The 22,052-nt window shown below is 75.6% G+C and carries 19 protein-coding genes and 1 tRNA gene; 7 read left to right on the top strand and 13 right to left on the bottom strand.

The genetic code is table 11. The features are described from left to right. Positions 1-25 precede the first annotated feature (25 nt). Positions 26-108, bottom strand: a tRNA-Leu gene (locus CCE01nite_RS20910). A 182-nt stretch (positions 109-290) separates the two neighbouring features. Between CCE01nite_RS20910 and CCE01nite_RS20905 the strand changes: the two genes are divergently transcribed. Then, the gene (locus CCE01nite_RS20905) at positions 291-1,520 is read left to right on the top strand and encodes an AI-2E family transporter (protein WP_141372970.1); all 1,230 of its coding nucleotides are present in this window, start codon (positions 291-293) and stop codon (positions 1,518-1,520) included. A 108-nt stretch (positions 1,521-1,628) separates the two neighbouring features. Here CCE01nite_RS20905 and CCE01nite_RS20900 read toward each other — a convergent pair whose 3' ends face one another. After that, complete coding sequence (locus CCE01nite_RS20900; RefSeq protein ID WP_141372969.1) at positions 1,629-2,555, bottom strand: dihydrodipicolinate synthase family protein; 927 nt, start codon at positions 2,553-2,555, stop codon at positions 1,629-1,631. 120 nt (positions 2,556-2,675) lie between these two features. Between CCE01nite_RS20900 and CCE01nite_RS20895 the strand changes: the two genes are divergently transcribed. Continuing rightward, a complete protein-coding gene (locus CCE01nite_RS20895) occupies positions 2,676-2,879 on the top strand; it encodes a hypothetical protein (RefSeq protein WP_141372968.1) in 204 nt (67 codons plus the stop codon). Here the strand turns inward: CCE01nite_RS20895 and CCE01nite_RS20890 are convergent. From CCE01nite_RS20890 to imuA', 3 genes are read right to left on the bottom strand one after another with little or no spacing between them, the layout of a single operon-like run. Beyond that, the gene (locus tag CCE01nite_RS20890) at positions 2,876-6,409 is read right to left on the bottom strand and encodes an error-prone DNA polymerase (RefSeq protein ID WP_141372967.1); all 3,534 of its coding nucleotides are present in this window, start codon (positions 6,407-6,409) and stop codon (positions 2,876-2,878) included. The genes CCE01nite_RS20895 and CCE01nite_RS20890 overlap by 4 nt on opposite strands. Positions 6,410-6,460: 51 nt before the next feature. Next, the gene (locus CCE01nite_RS20885) at positions 6,461-8,080 is read right to left on the bottom strand and encodes a Y-family DNA polymerase (protein ID WP_141372966.1); all 1,620 of its coding nucleotides are present in this window, start codon (positions 8,078-8,080) and stop codon (positions 6,461-6,463) included. Further along, positions 8,077-8,949, bottom strand: a complete 873-nt coding sequence (gene imuA', locus CCE01nite_RS20880; protein WP_174774722.1) for a DnaE2-dependent mutagenesis accessory factor ImuA' — start codon at positions 8,947-8,949, stop codon at positions 8,077-8,079. Before imuA' ends, CCE01nite_RS20885 begins: the two co-directional genes overlap by 4 nt. A 573-nt stretch (positions 8,950-9,522) precedes the next feature. On the opposite strand from imuA', the gene CCE01nite_RS20875 reads away from it, so the two are divergent. Genes CCE01nite_RS20875 through CCE01nite_RS20865 form a run of 3 tightly spaced genes read left to right on the top strand, consistent with a single transcriptional unit; the run spans position 9,523 to position 11,437 of the window. Further along, positions 9,523-10,062, top strand: coding sequence for a YbhB/YbcL family Raf kinase inhibitor-like protein (locus tag CCE01nite_RS20875; RefSeq protein ID WP_141372965.1), 540 nt, complete (start codon positions 9,523-9,525; stop codon positions 10,060-10,062). A gap of 47 nt (positions 10,063-10,109) precedes the next feature. After that, positions 10,110-10,685 (top strand): YbaK/EbsC family protein, encoded by a 576-nt coding sequence (locus CCE01nite_RS20870; protein WP_141372964.1) that lies wholly within the window; start codon positions 10,110-10,112, stop codon positions 10,683-10,685. 50 nt (positions 10,686-10,735) lie between these two features. Further along, positions 10,736-11,437, top strand: a complete 702-nt coding sequence (locus tag CCE01nite_RS20865; protein ID WP_218026499.1) for a GNAT family N-acetyltransferase — start codon at positions 10,736-10,738, stop codon at positions 11,435-11,437. A 4-nt stretch (positions 11,438-11,441) separates the two neighbouring features. Here the strand turns inward: CCE01nite_RS20865 and CCE01nite_RS22460 are convergent, their stop codons facing one another. Beyond that, positions 11,442-11,570, bottom strand: a complete 129-nt coding sequence (locus CCE01nite_RS22460) for a hypothetical protein (protein ID WP_281282421.1) — start codon at positions 11,568-11,570, stop codon at positions 11,442-11,444. A 223-nt stretch (positions 11,571-11,793) separates the two neighbouring features. On the opposite strand from CCE01nite_RS22460, the gene CCE01nite_RS20860 reads away from it, so the two are divergent. Then, positions 11,794-12,021 carry a hypothetical protein gene (locus CCE01nite_RS20860; protein ID WP_141372962.1) on the top strand — a complete coding sequence of 76 codons (228 nt, stop codon included), beginning with the start codon at positions 11,794-11,796 and terminating at the stop codon, positions 12,019-12,021. 115 nt (positions 12,022-12,136) lie between these two features. Here CCE01nite_RS20860 and CCE01nite_RS20855 read toward each other — a convergent pair whose 3' ends face one another. The 7 genes from CCE01nite_RS20855 to CCE01nite_RS20825 all read right to left on the bottom strand — a co-directional run bounded on the left by CCE01nite_RS20855 (position 12,137) and on the right by CCE01nite_RS20825 (position 21,125). Next, the gene (locus CCE01nite_RS20855; protein WP_141372961.1) at positions 12,137-12,976 is read right to left on the bottom strand and encodes a TrmH family RNA methyltransferase; all 840 of its coding nucleotides are present in this window, start codon (positions 12,974-12,976) and stop codon (positions 12,137-12,139) included. A 7-nt stretch (positions 12,977-12,983) separates the two neighbouring features. Next, entirely contained in the window at positions 12,984-14,363 is a 1,380-nt protein-coding gene (locus CCE01nite_RS20850; protein WP_246056817.1) for an MFS transporter, read from the bottom strand. Positions 14,364-14,497: 134 nt separating this feature from the next. Then, positions 14,498-16,465: an ABC transporter ATP-binding protein gene (locus CCE01nite_RS20845; protein WP_246056816.1), complete on the bottom strand. Its 1,968-nt coding sequence runs from the start codon at positions 16,463-16,465 to the stop codon at positions 14,498-14,500. Beyond that, positions 16,462-18,198, bottom strand: coding sequence for an ABC transporter ATP-binding protein (locus CCE01nite_RS20840; protein WP_141372960.1), 1,737 nt, complete (start codon positions 18,196-18,198; stop codon positions 16,462-16,464). The genes CCE01nite_RS20845 and CCE01nite_RS20840 overlap by 4 nt, the downstream gene beginning before the upstream one ends. A 192-nt stretch (positions 18,199-18,390) precedes the next feature. Then, entirely contained in the window at positions 18,391-19,668 is a 1,278-nt protein-coding gene (locus tag CCE01nite_RS20835) for an SPFH domain-containing protein (protein WP_141372959.1), read from the bottom strand. Positions 19,669-19,743: 75 nt separating this feature from the next. Next, on the bottom strand, positions 19,744-20,184 hold the full coding sequence (locus CCE01nite_RS20830; protein WP_141372958.1) for an NfeD family protein: 441 nt from the start codon (positions 20,182-20,184) through the stop codon (positions 19,744-19,746). A 155-nt stretch (positions 20,185-20,339) separates the two neighbouring features. Then, positions 20,340-21,125: an ABC transporter ATP-binding protein gene (locus CCE01nite_RS20825; RefSeq protein WP_141372957.1), complete on the bottom strand. Its 786-nt coding sequence runs from the start codon at positions 21,123-21,125 to the stop codon at positions 20,340-20,342. Positions 21,126-21,210: 85 nt separating this feature from the next. On the opposite strand from CCE01nite_RS20825, the gene CCE01nite_RS20820 reads away from it, so the two are divergent. After that, positions 21,211-21,999: an Rv1486c family protein gene (locus CCE01nite_RS20820; protein ID WP_141372956.1), complete on the top strand. Its 789-nt coding sequence runs from the start codon at positions 21,211-21,213 to the stop codon at positions 21,997-21,999. Positions 22,000-22,052 lie beyond the last annotated feature (53 nt).

The following is a 22,052-nucleotide window of genomic DNA, read 5'->3' as shown; positions in this document are numbered from 1 at the left end:
CCGGGGGATGCATCCCCAAACTGTGTGTCCGGAGGGGGACTTGAACCCCCACGCCCGTTAGGGCACTAGCACCTCAAGCTAGCGCGTCTGCCATTCCGCCACCCGGACAGGTGGACCGTGAGAGGACGTCGGGCACTCCCGGCGCTCCCTCAGGTGCGGCAGAAAACATAGCACGGTGCGGCGGTCGAGCATGCATCGGCCCGGGGGGGCACACTGGCCCCGACAGGCGTTTCAGCAGCGTACGGGCGGTTCGGGTGAGATCCCCGAGCGCCCCGGACCGGGAGGTCGGGATGGCCGAGGAGAGCACGTCGAACGACCGCTCCCCCGTCCCGAGCCGTCTCCTCGCGGGAGCCAGCCCGGCGGCGCGCAAGGTCGCCGGCGCGCGACGCAACCCGTCGGTGATCGGCGTCGAGCAGACGGCACCGCACTGGTTGCGGGTCATGGCGGGCGTCGGGTGGCGGCTGCTCGTCGTCGTCGCAGCGGTGGCCCTGATCTTCTACGCGACCTCGCGCGTGCAGCTGCTCTTCGTCGCAGTGTTCATCGCGCTCGTCATGACGGCGGTGCTGCGTCCCGCGGTCGACGTGCTCGCACGGATCATGCCGCGCGGGATCGCGACGGCGCTGTCCCTGCTCGGCGGGATCCTCGTGCTGCTCGGGATGCTGACGTACGTCGGGGTCTCCGTAGCCGGGCAGTGGGAGAGCCTGTCGGTCCAGTTCGGCGAGGGCATCGACGACATCATCGACTTCCTGGAGAACGGCCCGCTGCCGTTCACCGTGACGACCGAGCAGCTCAACGAGTGGATCGACAACGGGCGCGCGTGGGTCGTCGAGCACGGTGGCGAGCTCGCCGGGCAGGCCGCGGCCGGCGCCGGCGGGGTGGTGGAGGTCTTCGCGGCGCTCGCGCTCGCGACGTTCTGCTCGGTGTTCTTCCTCGCGCGCGGCCGTGAGATGTGGGTGTGGTTCCTCAACCAGCTCCCCTCGCGCGTCCGTGAGACCTGGAAGACCGCGGCCAGCGCCGGTTGGTACACGTTCTCCGGCTACACGCGCGGCACGATGATCATCGCGGCGACCGACGGGCTCCTGGCGTTCCTGCTCCTGTCGTTCGTCGGTGTCCCGCTCGCGGCACCGCTCGCGGTCCTCGTGCTCATCGGTGCCTTCATCCCGCTCATCGGTGCCCCCGCGGCGATGATCATCGCGATGATCGTGGCGCTCGCCGCGAACGGCCCGATCCAGGCGGCGATCGTCGGTATCGGGATCGCGCTCATCGGGCAGTTCGAGGGGCACATCCTGCAGCCGCTCGTCATGGGCAAGCAGGTCTCGCTGCACCCCGTCGTCGTCGCGCTCGTCGTGACCGGGGGAACGCTCACGGCCGGCATCCTCGGGGCCGTGATCTCGGTCCCGCTCGTGGCCGTGTTCTGGGCGATCTTCTCGCGGCTGCGGCGCGTCGACCCGCCGATGGAGGACCCCGTGGCCGACGAGGACGAGGCACTGCCCGACGACGCGGAGCGCATCGGCGACTGATGCGCGCCTCGGCGTGGTTCGGCGGTCGAGGTCGGGCTCCTGGTGCGGGCCGCGACGTTCCCGTTCCGGCTCCTGGCGCGGGCGTTCAGCCTGTTCGACTGAGCCCGGTCACCCGGACGTCGACGCGGCGTCCACGTCCGCGAAGCGGTCGAGCACGGCCTCCAGCGCGGCCTCGAGCTCCGCGCGCACGTCCGGCCCGGGCATCCGCAGCGGCGCCGGGACGTCACCGAGCGGCAGGCCGAGCAGCTGACCCACGGCGTGGATGGCACGCGGTCCGCCCGAGCCCATGACGAGGTCGACGAGCGGCGCCAGGTGGTCGAGCAGCGCGAGCGTCCCCTCCGCGTCCCGCCGGGCGGCGAGGTGCGCGACGGCGGCGTACGGGCCGGGCAGGACGCCCGCGAGCGCCGAGTGCCACGTCCGGGCGCCCGCGAGCAGCCCGTGCACGCCGAGCACGTCCCCGCTGTAGCCGACCTCGAGGTCGGCCGGGGCACCGGCGAGGACCGCGGCCGCGCGGGCACGCACGGCGTCGGCGGCGGGCGCACGGTCCTTGACCCCGCCCACGCCGGGCAGCGCGGCGGCCCGCAGGAGCGCCTCGACGCTGAAGTCGTACCGGGTGGTGACGGGGTTGTGGTAGATCCAGACGGGCCGGTCGGCGGCCCCGGCCACGTCGCGCACGAGGCCCAGGACCTCGTCGTCGGTCAGGGGCAGGTAGGACGTCGTCGGCAGCAGGAGCGCGTCCGCGCCGGCGTCCTGGGCGTCGCGCGCGAGCGTGAGCACGTCACGGGTCGCGAGGGCGCCGACCCCGGCCATGACGGGCACCCGCCCGGCGGCGGCCTCGACCGCTGCTGCGACGACCGCGCGGCGCGTCGCGGCGTCGAGGTAGGCGAACGTCCCGACGCTGCCGAGCACGCACACCCCGCTCGCGCCTGCCGCCACGACTCGGTCGACGAGGTCGCCCAGGACGTCGGGGGCGAGCGCACCGTCGGCGCTGCGGGGGGTCGGGACGTAGGCGACGAGCGGGCCGAAGAGCGACATCGGGGCAGCGTAGCCACGGGTTCCGGCGCACCGGAGCGAAATACGGGGCCGACCGTCGTCGCGACGGCTGCGTGGACGCGTCCGCGAGCGCCGGGCGGCGTCGCACGGGAGGATCGCCGCATGCTCCGTCGCCATGGACCGCTGCTGCTGCTCGCCCTCCTCGGCGGAGCGGTGATCGCCGCCGTGGCGTACTGGGGCCTGGGCTGGGAGGCGGACAGGAGCCTGGTGCGCGGCGTCGTGATGGTGCCCGTCCTCCTGCTGGTGTCCCGGTTCTCCGGGCGGCGACGTGCGGCCCGCACCGGCGACGCGCCGCCGCGCCCCTAGTGGAAGTCGCGCGACGAGGACCGCACCCGCAGCGACAGCGGCGCGAGGTGCTCGGCGATCAGGTTCGTCGCGCCGTCGGCCCGTTCGAGCCGGCCGCGCACGACGAGCGCGGGTGACGTGCGCGCGACCCTGCGGAACCGCTGCCAGAGGCCCGCGGAGCAGATGACGTTGAGCAGCCCCGTCTCGTCCTCGAGCGACAGGAACGTCACGCCCCCGGCGGTCCCGGGTCGCTGGCGGTGCGTGATGACCCCGGCGACGGCGACACGGCGCCCGGTCTCGTGGCGGAACGCCTGCTCGACGCGCAGGACCCCCGCGGAGTCGAGCCCGTCGCGCACGAACTGCGTCGGGAACGAGTCGGTCGAGACCCCGGTCGCCCACACGTCCGCGACGGCGAGCTCGACGTCGCTCATCCCGGGCAGCGTCGGGGCGCTCACGCCGACGCTGACGCCGGGCAGCGTGTCGGGGCTCTCCTGCGCGAGCGCGCCCGCGGCCCACAGCGCCTCGCGCCGCGTCGCCCCGAGGCTGCCGAGCGCGCCGCCCGTCGCGAGCGCCTCGAGCTGCGCGGTCGTCAGGCGCACGCGCCGCGCGAGGTCGCGCAGGTCCGCGAACACCCCGTGCTCGCGCCGCTCCGCGACGAGCCGCTCCGCGACGTCCTCCCCCACGCCCCGCACCGACGCGAGCCCCATCCGCACGACGAGCGTGCGCCCGGCCGGCGTGCGCGCACCCACGGCCGCGGTGCCGGACGGCGTCGGGACGAGCGGCGGCTCCCCGCCGGGCGGCGGCGGGGCCGTGCGCTCGACGCACGCCTGGACGTCCGAGTGCTGCACGTCGGGGCGCAGCACCTCGACGCCGTGCCGGCGCGCGTCCGCGACGAGCGACTGCGGGGAGTAGAAGCCCATCGGCTGCGCGGCCAGCAGCCCCGCGTAGAACGCCGCGGGGTGGTGCACCTTGAGCCACGAGCTCGCGTACACGAGGAACGCGAACGAGTACGAGTGCGACTCGGGGAAGCCGAAGTCGGCGAACGCCTTGAGCTTGTCGTAGATCTGCTCGCGCACGCCCGGCGGGATGCCGTTGGCCTCCATCCCGGCCATGAGCCGCGCCCGCATCGCCTCCATGCGCTCGATCGACCGCTTCGAGCCCATCGCACGCCGCAGCTGGTCGGCCTCGGCGGGCGTGAAGTCGGCGACGTCGATCGCCATCTGCATGAGCTGCTCCTGGAACAGCGGGACGCCGAGGGTCTTGGACAGCGACTTCTCGAGCAGCGGGTGCAGGTACGTGACCTTCTCGCGGCCGTTGTAGCGGTTGATGTACGGGTGCACCGAGCCGCCCTGGATGGGCCCGGGGCGGATCAGCGCGACCTCGATGACGATGTCGTAGAACCGCCGGGGGCGCAGCCGCGGCAGGGTCCCCATCTGCGCGCGCGACTCGACCTGGAACACCCCGACGGTGTCGGCGGCGCACAGCAGGTCGTAGACCGCGGGGTCCTCGTGCGGCAGCCCGTGCAGCTCGACGTGCACGCCCTCGTGCTCGCGCACCTGGTCGAAGCCGATGCGCAGCGCGGTCAGCATCCCGAGGCCCAGCAGGTCGAACTTGACCAGCCCGGCGTCGGCGCAGTCGTCCTTGTCCCACTGCAGCACCGTGCGCCCGGGCATCCGCGCCCACTCCACCGGGCACACCTCGATGACGGGCCGGTCGCACATGACCATGCCGCCCGAGTGGATGCCGAGGTGGCGCGGCAGGCGCAGGAACCGCTCGGCGAGGTCGATGACGTGCTCGGGGATCTCGTCGAGGTCGCTCGCGGCGGGCGGCAGGTGCGCGGGGACGACGTCGTGGCGGTCCTTGGTCGGCTCGCCGACGGCACGGTCGGTGTCGTGCACCCGGTGGTCGGGGACGACGGGCCGGTGCGGCTGACCGGATCGCGGGCCGGGCGCCTGACCGGGAACCGGCGCCGGCCCGTGGTCGGGCGTCGCGGACACCGGCGCCGCGCCCTGCCACCACGGCAGCCCGCGGTCGGGTCCGCGCAGGCTCCCCCACCGCTCGATGCTCTTGCTCCACGCGTCCTGCTGCCCGACGTCGTACCCGAGCGCGCGTGCGGCGTCGCGCACCGCCGAGCGCGGGCGGTAGCCGATGACGTTGGCGACCTGCGCGGCGTGCGTGCGCCCGTGCGTCGCGTAGACGTACTGGATGACCTCCTCGCGGCGGCCCGACTCGATGTCGACGTCGATGTCGGGCGGACCGTCGCGCTCGGGGGCGAGGAACCGCTCGAACAGCAGCCCGTGCTTGACCGCGTCGACGGCCGTGACGCGCAGCGCGTAGCAGACCGCCGAGTTCGCCGCCGAGCCGCGGCCCTGGGCGAGGATCCCGTTGCGGCGGCAGAAGTCGACGAGGTCGTACACGACGAGGAAGTAGCCCGGGAAGCCAAGGTCCTCGATGACGCGCAGCTCGTGCTCGATCTGCGCATACGCGCCCGGCACCGTCTCGGCCTCGGGAGGCCCGTAGAGCTCGCGCGCGCCGCGCCGGACGAGCTTGCGCAGCCACGTCGCCTCGGTGTGGCCCGCGGGCACGGGGTACGGCGGCAGGTTCGGGGCGACCAGCGACAGGTCGAACGCGCACTCGAGCGCGAGGTCGGCGGCCGTGCGCACCGCGTCCGGGTGACGGCGGTGGCGCATGAGCATCTCGCGCGCCGAGCGCAGGTGCGCGGTCGGGGCGCCCGGCAGCCAGCCGTCGAGGTCCTCCATCGACGAGCGCGCCCGCACGGCGGCGAGCGCGGCGGCCAGGTCGGCGTCGCGCGGGGTCGCGTAGTGCACGTTCCCGGTCGCGACGAGCGGCAGGTCGCCCGCGGCGGCGAGGGCCGCGAGCGCGTCCGCGAGCTCGGAGTCGAACGGGTCGCCCGTGTCGGTGACCTCGACCGCGACGTTCTCGCGGCCGAACAGCGCGACGAGCCGGTCGACCTCGGCGCGCGCGGCGACGAACCCCTCGGGCGTCACCGGCCCAGCGCCCGCGCGCCCGGTCAGCGCGCGCCGCACCGCGCCCTTGCGGCAGCCCGTGAGCACGAGCCACTGCCCGGCGGCCTGCTCGGCGAGCCCCTCGAGCGTGTAGTGCGCGGCGCCCTTGGTCCCGGTCGCGAGGTGCGCGGTCGCGATCGCCCGGGACAGCGCGCGGTAGCCGTCGGGGCCGCGCGCCAGCACGGGCAGGTGGGTCGCGCGCGGGTCGGGGACGCCGGTCGGGGGGTCGAGCACGTCGGGTCCGGGGCGGGCCCGCCCTGTGGTCGCGCCCGCCCCGGGTGTCCCGCCGGGCACGGGCAGGTGCAGCTCGGCGCCGAACACCGTGGGGAGCCCGACGAGCCGGGCGGCCTGCGCGAACCGCACGACGCCGTAGAGACCGTCGTGGTCGGTCAGCGCGAGCGCGGACAGGCCGAGGCGCGCGGCCTCGTACGCGAGCTCCTCGGGCTGGCTCGCGCCGTCGAGGAAGCTGAACGCGGAGTGCGCGTGCAGCTCGGCGTAGCGCGCGGACCGTCCCGTCCCCGTCATCGTGCGTCACTCCCCCTTGTCTTCCCCTCGTCGGATCCCTGCCGGTGCCGCTCAGTCGTACGTCGCCTCGCACGTCCACACCCCGTCCGTGCACGCGAGCAGCACCGCACGCCCGTCGTCGAGCGTCGCCTGCACGTGCGAGCGCACCCGGACCGCCCCGGTCCACCACCGGTCCGCGAGCGGCCACGGCCCGGCCCAGCCCGCCACCGCCCGCGGGTCCTCCCCGGGCCAGCGCACCGTCGCCGGCTCCCCGCTGAGGACCGCGCGCTCGTCGAGCCGCACGGGCGCGCCCGCCGCGTCGCGCACGTCGACGGGCTGGGGCTCGGTCAGCACGGTCGCGGGCGCCGGCTCGGGCAGCCGCCCGGGCCACGGACGGTCCGCCGGGCGCGGTGCGGCGGTCTGGTCGCCCCACGGGCGCAGGTGCACCTGGTCGCGCAGGTCGCGCCCGCCTTGGAGGGCCACCGTGAGCACGCCGTCGCCGCCGATGAGCCCCTGCACGCGGTCCAGCGCCCGGTGCGCGCGCAGGTCGCCCCCGGACGGCCCGCCCCACAGCCGGCCCTGCTCGGCGCCCGCGGGGGCGACGTCCTGCGCCGCGATGCTCAGGTGCACGAGCGCGGCCGGCGCCGGGTCGTCCGCGGTCAGGTCGCGTGCGCGCCGGCCCGGGCGCCCCGCGAGCGCCCCCGCCGTGAGCCAGCCCTCGAGCTGCCACCGCACGCGGTCGGTGATCCGCGCCGCGGTGAGCCCCCCGAGCCCTCCGAGGTCGGTGCGCCACGTGCGGGCGAGCTCCTCACCGGCGTCGGTGCGGGCCACGATCTGCAGCCGCCCGCACGTCACGGAGTGCTCGAGCAGCCGCGCGTGGAGCTCCTCGGCGAGCCGGCGGCCCGCGAACGTCGCGGCGTCGACGCGCTCGGCGGGCGGGTCGAGCTCGCACGTGACCTCGAGGTCGGTCTCGGGTCGGCGCCGGGCGGGCGGTCGGTCGTCGGCCCCGCGGGCGAGCGTGTGCGCCCACACCCCGGTCCGGCCGAAGCGCGCGTGCACGTCCGCCGACGGCAGGGTCGCGAGGTCCCCGAGCGTGCGCAGGCCGAGCCGCAGCAGCAGGTCGACGAACGCGGCGACCTCCTCGGCGGCGCCGTCCTGCACCGCGGCGTGCACGAGCTCCCCGACGCCGAGCGGCGCGAGGAACCCGCGCGACCCGCCGGGCGGCACGGTGCTCCCGCTGCGGGCGGCGAGCACCGCGGCGAGCAGGCCGTCGGCGGTGCCCACGTGCGCCTCGTGGCCGGTGCGCTCGGCGACGGCCACCACGAGCCGCTCCGCGAGCGCGTCCTCGGAGCCGTGGTAGCGGCTCGCGCCGTCGGCGGGCAGCAGCAGGAGCCCGGCGCGGGCGACCTCGAGCCCCGCGACGACCGTCTCGGCGGCGGCCACGACCGGCTCGAACAGCCGCACGTCGCGCCCCTCGTCGACCGGGAGCAGCACGAGCTCGGGGCAGCAGCCCTGCGCCTGACGCCGGCGCATGCCGCGGCGCACGCCCTGCGACCGGGCGAGCGCCGAGACCGCGGTGACCCGGCGGGCGTCGTGCACCGCGGCGGGCAGGTGCGGCGGGACCTGACCGGCCCGGACCGCGGCGAGCACGGGCCAGTCGGGCACCCACAGGACGGTCGTGCGGGTGCTCATCCGACGAGCCTCAGCGTCGCGGCGGGCGCGCCCTCGGCCTCCGGCGCCACCTCGGGGGCCGGCGCGACCGGCGCGGGGGCCAGCGAGGCGGCGGTGACGCTCGCGTGCGGCTCGACGAGGGCCGGCGCGGGGCGGCCCAGCGGGAGCGCGACGTCGACGCTCGTGCGGACCGCCGCCGAGCCACGCCCGGTCCGCACGACCCGCAGCTCGTGCGTGCGCAGCCGCCCGTCGCCCGTCCCGACCCCGCTCCACCGGCCCTGCTCGGCGGTCAGCACGACGTTGGCGCCGGGCCACGGCGTGCTCGTGAGCAGCACCGACCCGCGCTCGCGCGCCCGGGCCGCGAGCCGGCGCCGGTCGGAGTCGGTGAGCGCGGCCTCGGGGCCCACGAGGACGACGTCGACGCCGTCGAGCAGCGCGGCGACGACCGTGGGCGCGTCGAGCCCGGGTGCGGGGACGACGGCGAGCCGGTCGAGCGCGACCCCGGCCTCGGCGGCTGCGAGCAGGCCCGCGGTCGGCTGCCCGACGAGCGCGGCCCACGCCCCTCCCGCGCAGGCCGAGGCGAGCAGCGCGAGCAGCAGCGACGTCGAGCCGAGCACCGTGACCGTCCCGCCGCGGCGCAGGCCGTCGGGCAGCAGCGCGGTCAGCTCGGCGGGGACCGGGAGCGCGGGGCGCTCGGTCGTCAGGAGCGAGGTGCGGCGCGCGACGGGGACGTGGCCGGCACCGGGCACGGCGTGCGGCGCGTCCGGCACGACGTGCGACAGCAGGTCCGGCACGGCGTGCGGCAGCGCGGCCGGCACCGCGTGCGGCCGCGGCGCCGACGGGACGTCGAGCAGCGCGTCCGGCACGACGGCCGGCGCGTCGTCGTGCACGGCACCACCTCGGGTGACGGGGGCACCGGGCCCGGACGGCGCCGAGGCGCTCGTTCCCCCTGCCGGGCCTGGTGCCCCCGTCACTCCCCCGCCACGGCCGGGCCCCCACCCGGTCGTGCTGCCCCCCGCCCACCCGGCAGCCCCCTGCCCTGCACGTGCACCGGCCCCACGGCCGTCGCCGGCCGTCGCGTCTCCCCCTCGCGACACGACGTCGGCGACCGCGCCGTCGGAACCACCCCGGCCTACCCCGCGCACCACGCTGCGGGCGCCCGTGCGCTGCTCGGCGTGAGCCAGCACGGCACGCGCCAGCGCGGCCTTCTCCTCACGCGTCCCCACGCCCGGCACGATCCCTCCCCGTCTCGGTGCTCTGGGGCACAGCCGGCCCATCTCGCCCTGCGAGCCACCCACAGGACGTTCGAACATGTGTTCGATGCCGCTAGTACACGCTGGTGCGACGGGCGTGTCAATCCGGTCCCCCGGGAGACGGACAAACCTCACCCGGACGGCGTTCTTGCGCCGCGGTCGGCATCATGAGACGGGTCCGAGCACCGTCCGACGCCCCCAGGAGCACCCGTGGCCGTCTCGCTGACCCGCCCCGTCGCCCCCGACCCGTACGCGCTGCTGCCGCCCGTGCCCTCGTTCGAGCTGCGCAGCGACGACCTGGTGCACGGCGAGCCGCTGCCCGACGAGCACGCGGCCCCACCGCACGGGAACGTCTCGCCGCACCTCGCGTGGTCCGGGTTCCCCGACACGACGAGGTCGTTCGTCGTGAGCGTGTTCGACCCGGACGCGCCGGGACCGGCGGGCTGGTGGCACTGGACCGTGGTCGACCTGCCCGCCTCCACGACGTCGCTCGTCCGCGGGGCGGGCGCCGCGGACGCCGGCCTGCTCCCGGCGCCCGCGCTCGCGCTGCGCGGGGACGACGGCGTCCCTGGGTACGTCGGTGCCGCGCCGCCGCCCGGCGACCAGGTGCACCGGTACTTCCACGTCGTGCACGCGCTCGACGTCGAGAGCCTCGGCGTCGGCCCCGACGCGATGCCCGGCGCGGTCGGCGCGATGGTCGTGTTCCACACGCTCGCGCGGGCGGTGCTCGTGGCGACGTACCGGCGCTGAGAGCACCGTCCGGGCCGCCGGCACCGCACGGTCGTTACCCTGACGCCATGCCCGTCCTGACCCTCGGAACCCTGACCTGGCGCCCGGTCGTCGACCACCCCGAGCTCGTCGCCCCGAGCACCGCCGCCGCGATCACCGCGTGGGCCGCGCGGGACGAGCGCGTCGCGGAGCAGGTCGTCGTCGCGCAGATCGACGCCGACCTCGCGGACACCGCCGCGATGACGCAGGCATACGACGTCCCGCTCGCCGTCTCGGCGAACTGCGTGCTCGTCGCCGGCCGCCGCGAGGGCGCCGAACGGGTCGCGGCGGCGGTCGTGCGCGCGACCACCCGTGCCGACGTCAACAACGCCGTCAAGCGGCTGCTCGACGTCCGCAAGGCGTCGTTCCTGCCGATGGACCGCGCGACCGCCGAGTCCGGGATGGAGTACGGCGGGATCACCCCGATCGGCCTGCCCGACGGGTACCGCGTGCTCGTCGACGCCCGGGTCACGGCGCAGGACCCGGACGCCGGGCCGTACGTGGTGATCGGCAGCGGCGTGCGCGGCTCCAAGATCGCCCTCCCGGGCGCCCTGCTCGCCGGCGCCCCGGGCGTCGAGGTCGTCGACGGCCTGGCGCTCGCGTGAGGCGTGCCGCCGACCGCGCCCGAGGGCTGTGGGAGGTCCTCGCCGGGTCGGTGAGCCCGTTCCCGACCGACGGCGGCGTGGCCGTGGCCGTCGCCCCGGACTCGCTGCTGTGCCCGCCGGGCTGGGTCGGCGTCGTCGAGCTCGACGGCTCGGCGCTCGTCACCGCCCCCGACGACGCGACCGCGGAGCGCGTGCGGGTCCTCACCGCGCTGGGCCCGGGCTCACGCACCGACGCCGACGTGGTCCGCGCGCACCTGCCCGTGACGGACGTGCTCGGCCCCGCGCGGCTCGCGTACCTCGACGCCGCGAGCCTGACGACCGTCGAGCTGCGGACCACCCCGGCGGCTCCCGCGGCCGGCGACGCGCACCCGGACCTCCGGGACGTCGTCGAGGTCGACGCGTCGGGCCCCGAGCTGCGCACGCTCCTCGACCGCGTCGAGCCGGACGACGCCGACGAGAGCGGCGTCGCCGAGCTCACCTCACCGGCGTTCGCGCTGCGCCGCGCCGGGGCGGTCGTCGCCGTCGCGGGGTTCCGCGCGTGGCCCGGCGACGTCGCGCACCTGTCCGTGCTGACCGCGCCCGAGGTCCGCGGGCACGGCTACGGCCGGCTGGTGGCCCGCGCGGCGACGGCGGCCGCGCTCGACGCCGGGCTCCTGCCGCAGTGGCGCGCCCGCGTCGAGGCGTCGCAGCGCATCGCCCGGTCGCTCGGCTACCGCGACCTCGGCTCCCAGCTGAGCGTGCGGCTGGGCTGACGGGTCACGGCCGGATGCCCGCAGCCCCGCACCGGCGGCACTCGTACGCGTACCCGCCGCCCTCGTCGTCACGCGGCACCTTCGTCGCGTCGTGCCCGAGGACCCGGCACACCAGCGCCTTGAACGTGACCACCGACGACCTCCTCGCGGGACGCACCACGGACGCGGTGCTCGACGACGTCGCGTGCGCGACGGCTCCCATCGTCCCCGGGCGGCCGCGATCCCGCTGACCGCGCACCCCGGCGACGACGACGGCCGGCAGCCCGGTGGCGACCGTGGACGCGTCCCGACCGGCGCATACTGGTGCCGGTGCGGCGGTGACCCGGCGCACCCACGGGACCGACCGGAGGCCGCAGATGAGCACCCCCACGAGCACCGCCGCCACGGACCGGACGTCCCCGACCGCCGCGCCCGCCGTCGACCCGGACGACCCGCGCGAGCACATCGAGGTCGGCGTGCTGCTCGCCAACGGCCGCCTCGCCGGTCGGCGGTTCGGCTCGCGCGCCGAGGCCGAGGCGTGGGCGCGGCCCGACGAGGGCGACCAGGTCGTCGAGTACAACCTCGTGTGCGAGTGCTCGGTCTGACCCCGTCGACCGTGGGCACCCGAGCCCGCGCGCACCGCTGCCGCTGAGCCTGACATCCTCCCGCGCCGGCCGTCTCACACGTGCGTCAGCGCGTCGCCCAGGACGCCACCGTGCGTCAGCGCGTCGCCCAGAACGCCACAGCCCCCGCCGCGGCCACGTTGAGCGAGTCCACCCCGCCCGCCATCGGGATCCGCACGGTCCGCCGCGCCGACGCGATGGTTTCGGCCTTGAGCCCGTCCCCCTCGGCCCCGAGGATCAGCGCGAGCCGCTCGGGCGGGTCGGCCGCGAGCTCGTCGAGCGTCAGCGCGTCGTCGCGCAGCGCGAGCGCCACGGTCACGAACCCCTCGTCGTGCAGCAGCTCCATGCCGCCCGGCCACGGGTCGATGCGCGTCCACGGCACCTGGAACACGGTCCCCATCGAGACCCGCACGCTGCGCCGGTAGAGCGGGTCCGCGCACCGGGGGGTCACGAGCACCGCGTCCACGCCGAGCGCCGCGGCGCTGCGGAACGCCGCCCCGACGTTCGTGTGGTCGACGACGTCCTCGAGCACCGCGACCCGGCGTGCGCCCGCACCGTCCCGGGCGCCCGCGAGCAGGTCGTGCAGCGCGGGCAGCGCCGGCCGGTGCATGGCGGCGAGCGCGCCGCGGTGCACGTGGAAGCCCGTGATGCCCTCGAGCACGTCGGGCTCGGCGACGTACACAGGGACGCGGCTGTCGTCGCCGGGCAGGGCAGCGAGCATCTCCTCGACGTCGGACGCCCACCGCGGCGCGACGAGCACCGAGCGGGGCCGGTGCCCGGCGGCGAGCGCGCGGCGCAGCACCGTCGAGCTCTCCGCGATGTAGAGGCCCTTCTCGGGCTCGTGCCGCGAGCGCAGCGCGACGTCGGTCAGCGAGACGTAGTCGGCGAGCCGGGGGTCCGTGGGGTCGGTCAGCGTCACGAGGTCGGGCGTCGGCACGGCCCCATCATCCCGCGTCCGGGACGGGCGCCGCTCTCCCGGGCCGCCGGGCGACGCGCGGGCCGGCGAACGCCGCGAACGCACCGACGAGGGCCATGACGGGCACCAGGACGAACGCGCTGTGCGCCCCGAACGCGTCCGCGAGCGCCCCGAGCGCGAACGGTGCGACGCCGATCGCCGCTCCCCCGGCGAACGTCGCCCGGGACTGCGCGCGGTCGGCGGCGCCGCCGGCGGTCGAGAGCAGCAGCGCGATCGACAGCGGGTACTGCGCGCCGTACCCGAAGCCGGCGATGACGAGACCGGTGAGCGCCAGGGCCGGGTCGGTCGCCGTCCACAGCACGGCCCAGCCGACGATCGCGAGCAGGAACGAGCACGCGAGCAGCGTCGCGGGCTCGATGCGCAGCGAGAGCGGGCCGACGACGAACCGGATCACCGACATGCCCGCGACGAGACCCGCGGTCGCGGCGGTCGCGATCCCGGCGGGCGCCCCGGTCTGCTGCGTGATGAGGTCGGCCGACCAGAAGGTCGTGGCGTTCTCGACGGCGAGCGTAGCGACGACGGCCACGAGGTAGCACCACGAGGCCCGGGCCGCGCCGGGCTGCGCCGCACGCGCCGCGTCGCGGTCCGGCGTCGCCCGCGCCTGCGCGTCGTCGACCACCGCACGACCCGCCCCGCCCGGCAGCCCGTCCGCCGGGGCGGCGACCGTGGTGGGTCCCGCGGCTGCGTCCGAGGCCGGGTCGGCGGCGGGCGCGGGAGCGGCAGGCGCCGCGCCCTCCGCCGGGTGAGCCATGACCCCGCGGCGCGGCAGGAACCCGACGACGACGGCCGTGGCCACCGCGAGCAGCCCGGTCACCGCGACGGCCGGACGCCACCCCCAGCCCGCGGCGACGCACGCACCGACCGCGAGCGGCCCCAGCAGGCCGACCGACGAGCCGACGCCGTTCGCCTCGGTCACCGCCGCCGAGCTCGTCCCCCGGTGGTGCAGCACGAGGCCGGCCTGCCCGGCGCTGATCGCGACGTTGGCCCCGAGCGCCATGACGAGCACGCCCGAGAGCGTCCACGCGAACCCCGGTCCGAGCACGAGCACCGCGGTACCGAGCGCGATGAGGACGCCCGCCGCGACGAGCGTCGTCCGGCGCCCGAACCGGGGCAGGAGCCGCGGTGTCGCGAGCGCGGCGAGCACGGCGCCGACGGCCAGCGCGGTGCCGTGCAGACCTGCCTGGGCCTTGCTGATCCCGAGCTCGCGTCCGAGCAGCGGGACGGCGGGGTTGAAGCTGTAGAGGAACCAGCCCCACACCACGAAGTAGCCGTAGAGGCTCCAGGTCAGCCGGTCCCGCCGCAGCCGGACCGGCTCGACGCGGGCGGGGCGGGTGGGCGCAGTCGTCACCGCACGAGCCTAGGTGGCACCAGTGACACGTGCCCGCGACCGAGGTCCCGCGGGCAGCACGCCCGCAGCGGCGCGCCCCTCGGCGGAGCGGCCTCAGCGGCGCGCCCTCGGGAGCGGCCCGAGCGGCGCAGCCCTCAGTCGGCCGACGCCACCGCCGCCGCGAACTGGCTCGCATACAGGCGCGCGTACGCCCCGCCGGCCTCGAGCAGGTCGGCGTGGTTGCCCTGCTCGACGATCGACCCGTGCTCCATCACGAGGATCACGTCGGCGTCGCGGATCGTCGAGAGCCGGTGCGCGATGACGAACGACGTGCGCCCCGCCCGCAGCACGCCCATCGCCTGCTGCACGAGCACCTCGGTCCGGGTGTCGACCGAGGACGTCGCCTCGTCGAGCACGAGGATCGCGGGGTCGGCGAGGAACGCGCGCGCGATCGTCAGGAGCTGCTTCTCCCCCGCGCTGACGTTGCCGCCCTCGTCGTCGATGACCGTCTCGTACCCGTCGGGCAGCGTCCGCACGAACCGGTCGACGTGCGTGGCCTCGGCCGCGGCGACCATCTGCTCGGGCGTCACGTCGTCGGCGCCGTAGGTGATGTTCGCGGCGATCGTCCCGCCGAACAGCCACGTGTCCTGCAGCACCATGCCGATCTGCGAGCGCAGGTCGTCGCGCGTCAGCGTCGCGGTGTCGACGCCGTCGAGCGTGATGCGCCCCGAGCCGACCTCGTAGAACCGCATGAGCAGGTTGACGAGCGTCGTCTTGCCCGCGCCGGTCGGCCCGACGATCGCGATGGTCTGCCCGGGCTCGGCGACGAGCGAGAGGTGCTCGATGAGCGGGGTCTCGTCGTCGTACCGGAACGAGACGTCCTCGAACGCGACGCGGCCGCGCACCGGGGCGGGGACCTGCGCGGGGACGGCCGGGTCGGGGCTCTGCTCCTGCGCGTCGAGGAGCTCGAAGACCCGCTCCGCGGACGCGACGCCCGACTGCAGGAGGTTCACCATCGAGGCGATCTGCGTGAGCGGCTGCGTGAACTGGCGCGAGTACTGGATGAACGCCTGGACGTCGCCGAGCGAGATCGCGCCCGACGCGACGCGCAGCCCGCCGACGACCGCGACGATCACGTAGTTGAGGTTCGCGAGGAACCCCATCGCGGGCATGATCGTGCCGGAGATGAACTGGGCCTTGAAGCTCGCGTCGTAGAGCTCGTCGTTCTGCACGCGGAACGTCTCGACGGCCTCGCGCTGGCGGCCGAACACCTTGACGAGCGCGTGGCCCGTGTACATCTCCTCGATGTGCGCGTTGAGCCGCCCGGTGGCGGCCCACTGCGCGACGAACTGGGGCTTGGAGCGCTTCGCGATCTGCGCGGTCACCACGACGGACACCGGCACGGTCACGAGCGCGACGAGCGCGAGCAGCGGCGAGATCCAGAACATCATGACGAGCACGCCGACGACCGTGAGCACCGACGTGATGAGCTGTGAGAGCGTCTGCTGCATCGTCTGGCCGACGTTGTCGATGTCGTTGGTGACGCGGCTGAGCACCTCGCCGCGCTGCTGGCGGTCGAAGTAGGACAGCGGCAGGCGCGAGAGCTTGGCCTCGACCTCCTCGCGCATCGTGTAGACCGTGCGCTGCACGACGCCGGTCGTCAGGCGGGCCTGCAGCCAGCCGAACAGGAACGACCCGACGTAGACGACGAGCACGAGCACGAGGATCCCGCGCAGCGCCGCGAAGTCGATGCCGACCCCCGGCACGGCGCCGGTGCCGCTCACGAGGTCGGCGAGCTGGTCCTGCCCCTGGGCGCGCAGGCCCTCGACGGCCTGCGCCTGCGAGACGCCCGCCGGGAGCTGGCGCCCGAGCACGCCGTCGAAGATGACGTCCGTCGCGCGGCCCAGCAGCCAGGGGCCGGTCACGACGAGCGCGACCGACGCGACGCCGAGCACGACGATGACCCCGAGCCACGCTCGCTCCGGGCGCAGCACGTGCAGCAGGCGGCGGCTCGACCCGCGGAAGTTGACCGACTTCTCCCCGGGCATGCCCATGGAGCCCATCGGGCCGTGGCCGCGCTGCGCCGGGGCGTTCGCCGGGCGGGCCGGTGCGGCGGCGCTCATGCGGCCTCCTCCTCGCTGATCTGGGAGTACACGATCTCGCGGTAGGTCTGCGAGGACTCGAGCAGCTCGGGGTGCGTCCCGCTCGCGACGACCTCACCGTCCTCGAGCACGACGATGCGGTCGGCGTGCCGGATGGTCGCGACGCGCTGCGCGACGATGACCACCGTCGCGTCGCGCGTCTCGGGGACCAGCGCCGCCCGCAGCGCGGCGTCGGTCGCGAAGTCGAGCGCCGAGAACGAGTCGTCGAACAGGTAGATCTCGGGCCGGCGCACGAGCGCCCGGGCGATCGCGAGCCGCTGGCGCTGCCCGCCCGAGACGTTGGTGCCGCCCTGCGCGATCGGGGCGTCGAGCCGCTCGGGCATCGCCTCGACGAAGTCCCGCGCCTGCGCGACCTCGAGCGCGTGCCACAGCTCGTCGTCGGTCGCGTCCGGCTTGCCGTAGCGCAGGTTCGAGGCGACGGTGCCGCTGAACAGGTACGGCTTCTGCGGCACGAGCCCGATCGCGGTCCACAGCACCTCGGGGTCGAGCTCGCGCACGTCGACGCCGTCGACGAGCACCGCGCCGCCCGTCACGTCGGCGAGCCGCGGCACGAGGTTGAGCAGCGTCGTCTTGCCCGCACCCGTCGAGCCGATGATCGCCGTCGTGCGGCCCGGCTCGGCGACGAGGTCGACCCCGCGCACCACGGCGTTCTCGGCGCCCGGGTAGCGGAACTCGGCGCCACGCAGCTCGAGGTGCCCGCGCCGGCCCGGGTCCGGGGTGCGCGGCGTCGCGGGCGGGACGACCGAGGTCTCGGTGTCGAGGACCTCCTCGATGCGCTCGGCCGACACCACGGCGCGCGGCACCATGACGAACATCATCGTGGACATCATCACGGCCATGAGGATGTACATGAGGTAGCTGAGGAACGCCGTGAGCGCGCCGATCTGCATCTGGCCGGCGTCGATGCGCTGCGCGCCGAACCACAGGACCGCGACGCTCGACGCGTTCATCACGAGCATCACGACCGGGAACATCAGCGCCATGAGCTGCCCGACGCGCAGCGACGCGGTGTACAGCTCGGTGCTCGCACCCGCGAACCGCTCCGACTCACGCCGCTCGCGCACGAACGCCCGCACCACTCGGATGCCCGTGATCTGCTCGCGCAGCACCCGGTTGATCGCGTCGATGCGCTTCTGCATGGCCCGGAACCACGGGATCATCCGCGAGATGATCAGGCCGACCGTCAGGCCCAGGACGGGCACGACGACGACGAGCAGCCACGACAGCGTGACGTCCTCCTGCAGCGCCATGATCACGCCGCCGACGAGCATGATGGGCGCGGTCACCATCATCGTGAAGCTCAGCAGCACGAGCATCTGGACCTGCTGCACGTCGTTCGTCGTGCGCGTGATGAGCGACGGCGCCCCGATCCGCCCGACCTCCCGCGCCGAGAACTCCTGCACGTGCGTGAACAGCCCGCCGCGCACGTCCCGGCCGAACGCCATCGCGGTGCGCGACCCGATGAACACCGCCGCGACGGCGCACACGATCTGCAGCAGGGACACACCCAGCATCACGGCGCCGACGCGCAGGATGTAGGCCGTGTCGCCCCGCGCGACGCCGTTGTCGATGATGTCCGCGTTGAGGCTCGGCAGGTACAGCGTCGCGAGCGTCTGGACGAGCTGGAGGACGAGCACGGCCACGACGGCGCCCCGGTACGGGGCGAGGTACTGCCGGATGAGTCGGACGAGCACCCGTGCATCCTTCGTCGCTGCTCAGCAGGGGTCAAGCGAGTTCCGGGGAGTTCGGCTCAGGGCAGACACGCGCCCGGTGCACCTCGACGCAGGGCGTCGCACCCCGGCGTGCCGGCCGACCGGGTCGACGGGGACGGCTCGGGCGGTGCACCGGCTCGCGGTGCACCGCCCGACCTCGTCACCCCGCGCGGGTCAGCCCTGCGCGGGCGGCCCGTCGTACGGGCGCGGGTCCTGCTCGATCGGCGCGGCCTGCTGCGGGCCGGCCTCGTGCGACGGCGTGGGGGACGCCTGCCGCGGGGCCGCCTGGCCGGGGGCCGGGGCGCCCGGCGCCGCGTGCTGCGGCTTGGTGTACCCGAAGGCCCCCGTCGGGCGCTGACCCGCCTCGGCGTGCGGGTCCGTGGGCTGCCCGCTGAGCGTGCCGGCGCTCGTGGCGTCGGCCGTGGCGATCTCGAGCTCGCGCCGCGCCTGGGCGAGCGCCTCGGCCGGGTCGACGAGCGACGTCGGTGGCAGGTCGTCGCCGAGCGGCGAGGTGCCCGGCGGGCGGGTCGGGGCGGCCTGCCCGTCGCCGCTCGCGAACGCACCCGCGAAGCCCTGGGTGAGCTGGCCGAGCGCACCGGTCAGCTCCGACGGGATGATCCACACCTTGTTCGCCGGGCTCGACGCGAGCTTCGGCAGGGTCTGCAGGTACTGGTACGCGAGGAGCTTGGGGTCGGCGTCCCCGCGGTGCACGGCGTCGAAGACCTGCAGGATCGCGCGGGCCTCGCCCTCGGCGGTGAGGATCGCCGCCTGCGCGGAGCCCTCGGCCCGCAGGATCGCCGCCTGCTTGTCGCCCTCGGCCGTGAGGATCTGCGACTGCTTGACGCCCTCGGCCGTGAGGATCGCGGCACGGCGGTCACGCTCGGCGCGCATCTGCTGCTCCATCGAGCCCTGGATGCTCTGCGGCGGGTCGATCGACTTGAGCTCGACGCGGTTGACGCGGATGCCCCACTTGCCCGTCGCCTCGTCGAGGACCCCGCGCAGCTGGCCGTTGATCTGGTCGCGGCTCGTCAGGGTCTGCTCGAGGTCCATCGACCCGATGACGTTACGGAGCGTCGTGACGGTGAGCTGCTCGATCGCGGTGATGTAGTTCGCGATCTCGTAGACCGCCGACTTGGGGTCCGTGACCTGGAAGTACAGGACCGTGTCGATGCTCACGACGAGGTTGTCGGACGTGATCACCGGCTGCGGCGGGAACGACACGACCTGCTCGCGCAGGTCGACGCCGGCGCGCACGCGGTCGACGAACGGGATGAGCAGGTGCAGGCCGGCGTCGAGGGTCCTGTTGTAGCGGCCGAGCCGCTCGACGATGACCGCGACGGTCTGCGGCACGATCCGCACCGACCGCGCGAGCGCGATGATGGCGAACACGGCGAGCAGCCCCAGCACGACGTAGAAGGCGATGGTTCCTGGGCTGACGGATGACTCGTCCACTGTGCTCCTCGGTGGCTGCGCGAGCGGGCCCGCGCGGGGGTCCGCGGGCTCGGCGAGACCGCGGTGGCGCTGGGATCAGGCGGGCTCGGCGAGCGCGACGACGGCCGTCGCCCCGTCGATCGACGTGACGCGCACCTCGGCGCCGGGCGGGTACGTGACGTCCTCGGCGGCGGTGCGCGCCGACCACACCTCACCCGCGAGCTTGACGCGCCCGCCGAGCTCGGTCGTCGTCGCGACCACGATCGCGGGCCGCCCGACGAGGGCGGCCGCGTTGGTCTCGACCAGCGGCGTGCGCTGACGCAGGTGGCGCAGCAGCCAGGGGCGCAGCGCGAAGAGCAGCAGGACGGACGCGACGATCGCGGTGATGATCTGGACCGCGACGTCGGCCCCCAGGAGCGCGGCGCCCGCCCCCGCGAGCGCGCCCGCGGCGAGCATCAGCAGGATCAGGTCGAGGGAGAGGATCTCCGCGATGGCCAGCAGCGTGGCGCCGCCGACCCACCACAGCCAGGCGTTCATCTGACTCACCGTCTCTCGGGTGCCGGCGACGCGACGGCCCGCGACCGGTGTGGTCACGACCCTGCGTCGTCGGATCGATTCTAGACGATCGCTTTGCCCCGACGTGAGAGAACGCTGATCCGCTCGTGCAGGTCAGGGACGGTCCGACCGGGCCGTCAGCCGGCCGCGCGCGCCGTCCACCGGTCGCCGCTGCGCTCGACCACGAGGTCGAGCCCGAACGCCCCCGACAGGTTCTCCGCGGTGAGCACCTCGTCGAGCGGCCCGCGCGCGTGCACCTCGCCGTCGCGCAGCAGGAGCAGGTGCGTGAAGCCGGGCGGGATCTCCTCGACGTGGTGCGTGACGAGCACGAGCACCGGCGAGCGGGGGTCGCCCGCGAGCTCGGCGAGCGCGGCCACGAGCTCCTCGCGCCCACCCAGGTCGAGGCCGGCCGCGGGCTCGTCGAGCAGCAGCAGCTCGGGGTCGGTCATCAGGGAGCGCGCGATCTGGGTCCGCTTGCGCTCGCCCTCGCTGAGCGTGCCGAACCGGCGGTCGGCGAGGTGCGCGACCCCGAACGCGGCGAGGAGGTCGCCCGCGCGGCTCTCGTCGAGCTCCTCGTACGACTCGCGCCAGCGACCCGTCACGCCGTACGCCGCGGTGAGGACGACGTCGCGCACCGTCTCCCCCGCCGGGATGCGGTCGGCGAGCGACGCGCTCGACAGGCCGATGCGCGGACGCAGCTCGAACACGTCGACCCGGCCCATGCGCTCACCGAGCAGGTCGGCGGTCCCCTGCGAGGGGTGCATGCGGCCCGAGGCGACCTGGAGCAGGGTCGTCTTGCCCGCGCCGTTGCGACCGAGCACCACCCAGCGCTCCCCCTCGCGCACGGTCCACGAGAGCCGGTTCAGGATCGTCGTGGTCCCACGACGGATGGACACGTCCTGCAGGTCGAGCACGTCGGTCATGGGCACCGACCTTAGTCGGCGCGGGCGGGCCGGACGTCACCGGGGCGTGCCCGGATCACGGCGGTCCGCGTCGTACCGTGGTGCGGTGGATCACTCGGTGCTCGCCCTGCCGCGCTCCGTGCTGCTCGCGCTCTGGCTGCAGGAGATCGGCTCGGGCTCGACGCCCGTGCAGCGAGCCGTCGCCGCCGTCCAGGGCGACGACGAGCCGCACACCGTCCAGGTCGGCGAGGGCACCGACCTCGGGGCCGCCGCGACCCTGCCGGACCTCGTCGCCGCCTGGGCCGCGGGCCCCCGTGCCGCGGCCGCCGCCCTGCCGGTCCCCGGCGACCCGGGCGGTGCGCCCGCAGCCGTCGCCGGGCCCGCGGTGCTCGCGGGAGAGTGCGTGCTCGTGCACGGGCTGCACGGGACGTTCGCCGCCGTCCCGCGCGTCGAGGCGTTCGGCAGCGCGTACGAGCCCGGGCACCTCGTCACGTGGGAGGTCGCGCGCGTCCCGGACTGGCGCCCGGCGCTCGTCGGGCAGGTCGGCACGCTCGCCGAGGCCGAGCGGGACCTGCGCACCGCGCTCATCCAGGCGACCGAGGCGCTCGCGTCGCTCGACGTGGCCCGGTGGCGGCCCGACGCGGCCGAGGCCATCGCCGCCCTGCGCAGCGACGTCGACCCCGGCTGGGGCCTGCCGCCGACGCTCGAGGGCCGGCGCGTGCGGGTGCTCGCGAGCGCGGCCCGGCTGCGGGCGATCGTGCGGCTCGCGACCGCGGACGACGGCGGCGCCGTCAACCTGTGGCAGGCCGACCAGCGCTCGACCGCGCTGCGGGAGGTCGACCGGGCGGCCCGCCGCGCGATGTCGTCGGCCACGCACGTGCCCGACGCGTTCTGAGCCCCGGACGCCGCCGGCCGCCCACGCCGTCGTCCACGCTCGCCCGGGCAGCC

This window comes from Cellulomonas cellasea, assembly GCF_006538745.1.
GTDB classification, from domain to species: domain Bacteria; phylum Actinomycetota; class Actinomycetes; order Actinomycetales; family Cellulomonadaceae; genus Cellulomonas_A; species Cellulomonas_A cellasea.
This window is presented reverse-complemented; position numbering and strand designations above follow the sequence as displayed.

Coding starts and splice junctions, on each gene's coding strand:
- CCE01nite_RS20905 (WP_141372970.1), top strand. CDS start 291: ATGGCCGAGGAGAGCACGTCGAACGACCGCTCCCCCGTCCCGAGCCGT.
- CCE01nite_RS20890 (WP_141372967.1), bottom strand. CDS start 6,409: ATGACGGGGACGGGACGGTCCGCGCGCTACGCCGAGCTGCACGCGCAC.
- CCE01nite_RS20870 (WP_141372964.1), top strand. CDS start 10,110: ATGCCCGTCCTGACCCTCGGAACCCTGACCTGGCGCCCGGTCGTCGAC.
- CCE01nite_RS20885 (WP_141372966.1), bottom strand. CDS start 8,080: ATGAGCACCCGCACGACCGTCCTGTGGGTGCCCGACTGGCCCGTGCTC.
- CCE01nite_RS20895 (WP_141372968.1), top strand. CDS start 2,676: ATGCTCCGTCGCCATGGACCGCTGCTGCTGCTCGCCCTCCTCGGCGGA.
- CCE01nite_RS20825 (WP_141372957.1), bottom strand. CDS start 21,125: ATGACCGACGTGCTCGACCTGCAGGACGTGTCCATCCGTCGTGGGACC.
- CCE01nite_RS20900 (WP_141372969.1), bottom strand. CDS start 2,555: ATGTCGCTCTTCGGCCCGCTCGTCGCCTACGTCCCGACCCCCCGCAGC.
- CCE01nite_RS20845 (WP_246056816.1), bottom strand. CDS start 16,465: ATGAGCGCCGCCGCACCGGCCCGCCCGGCGAACGCCCCGGCGCAGCGC.
- CCE01nite_RS20860 (WP_141372962.1), top strand. CDS start 11,794: ATGAGCACCCCCACGAGCACCGCCGCCACGGACCGGACGTCCCCGACC.
- CCE01nite_RS20830 (WP_141372958.1), bottom strand. CDS start 20,184: ATGAACGCCTGGCTGTGGTGGGTCGGCGGCGCCACGCTGCTGGCCATC.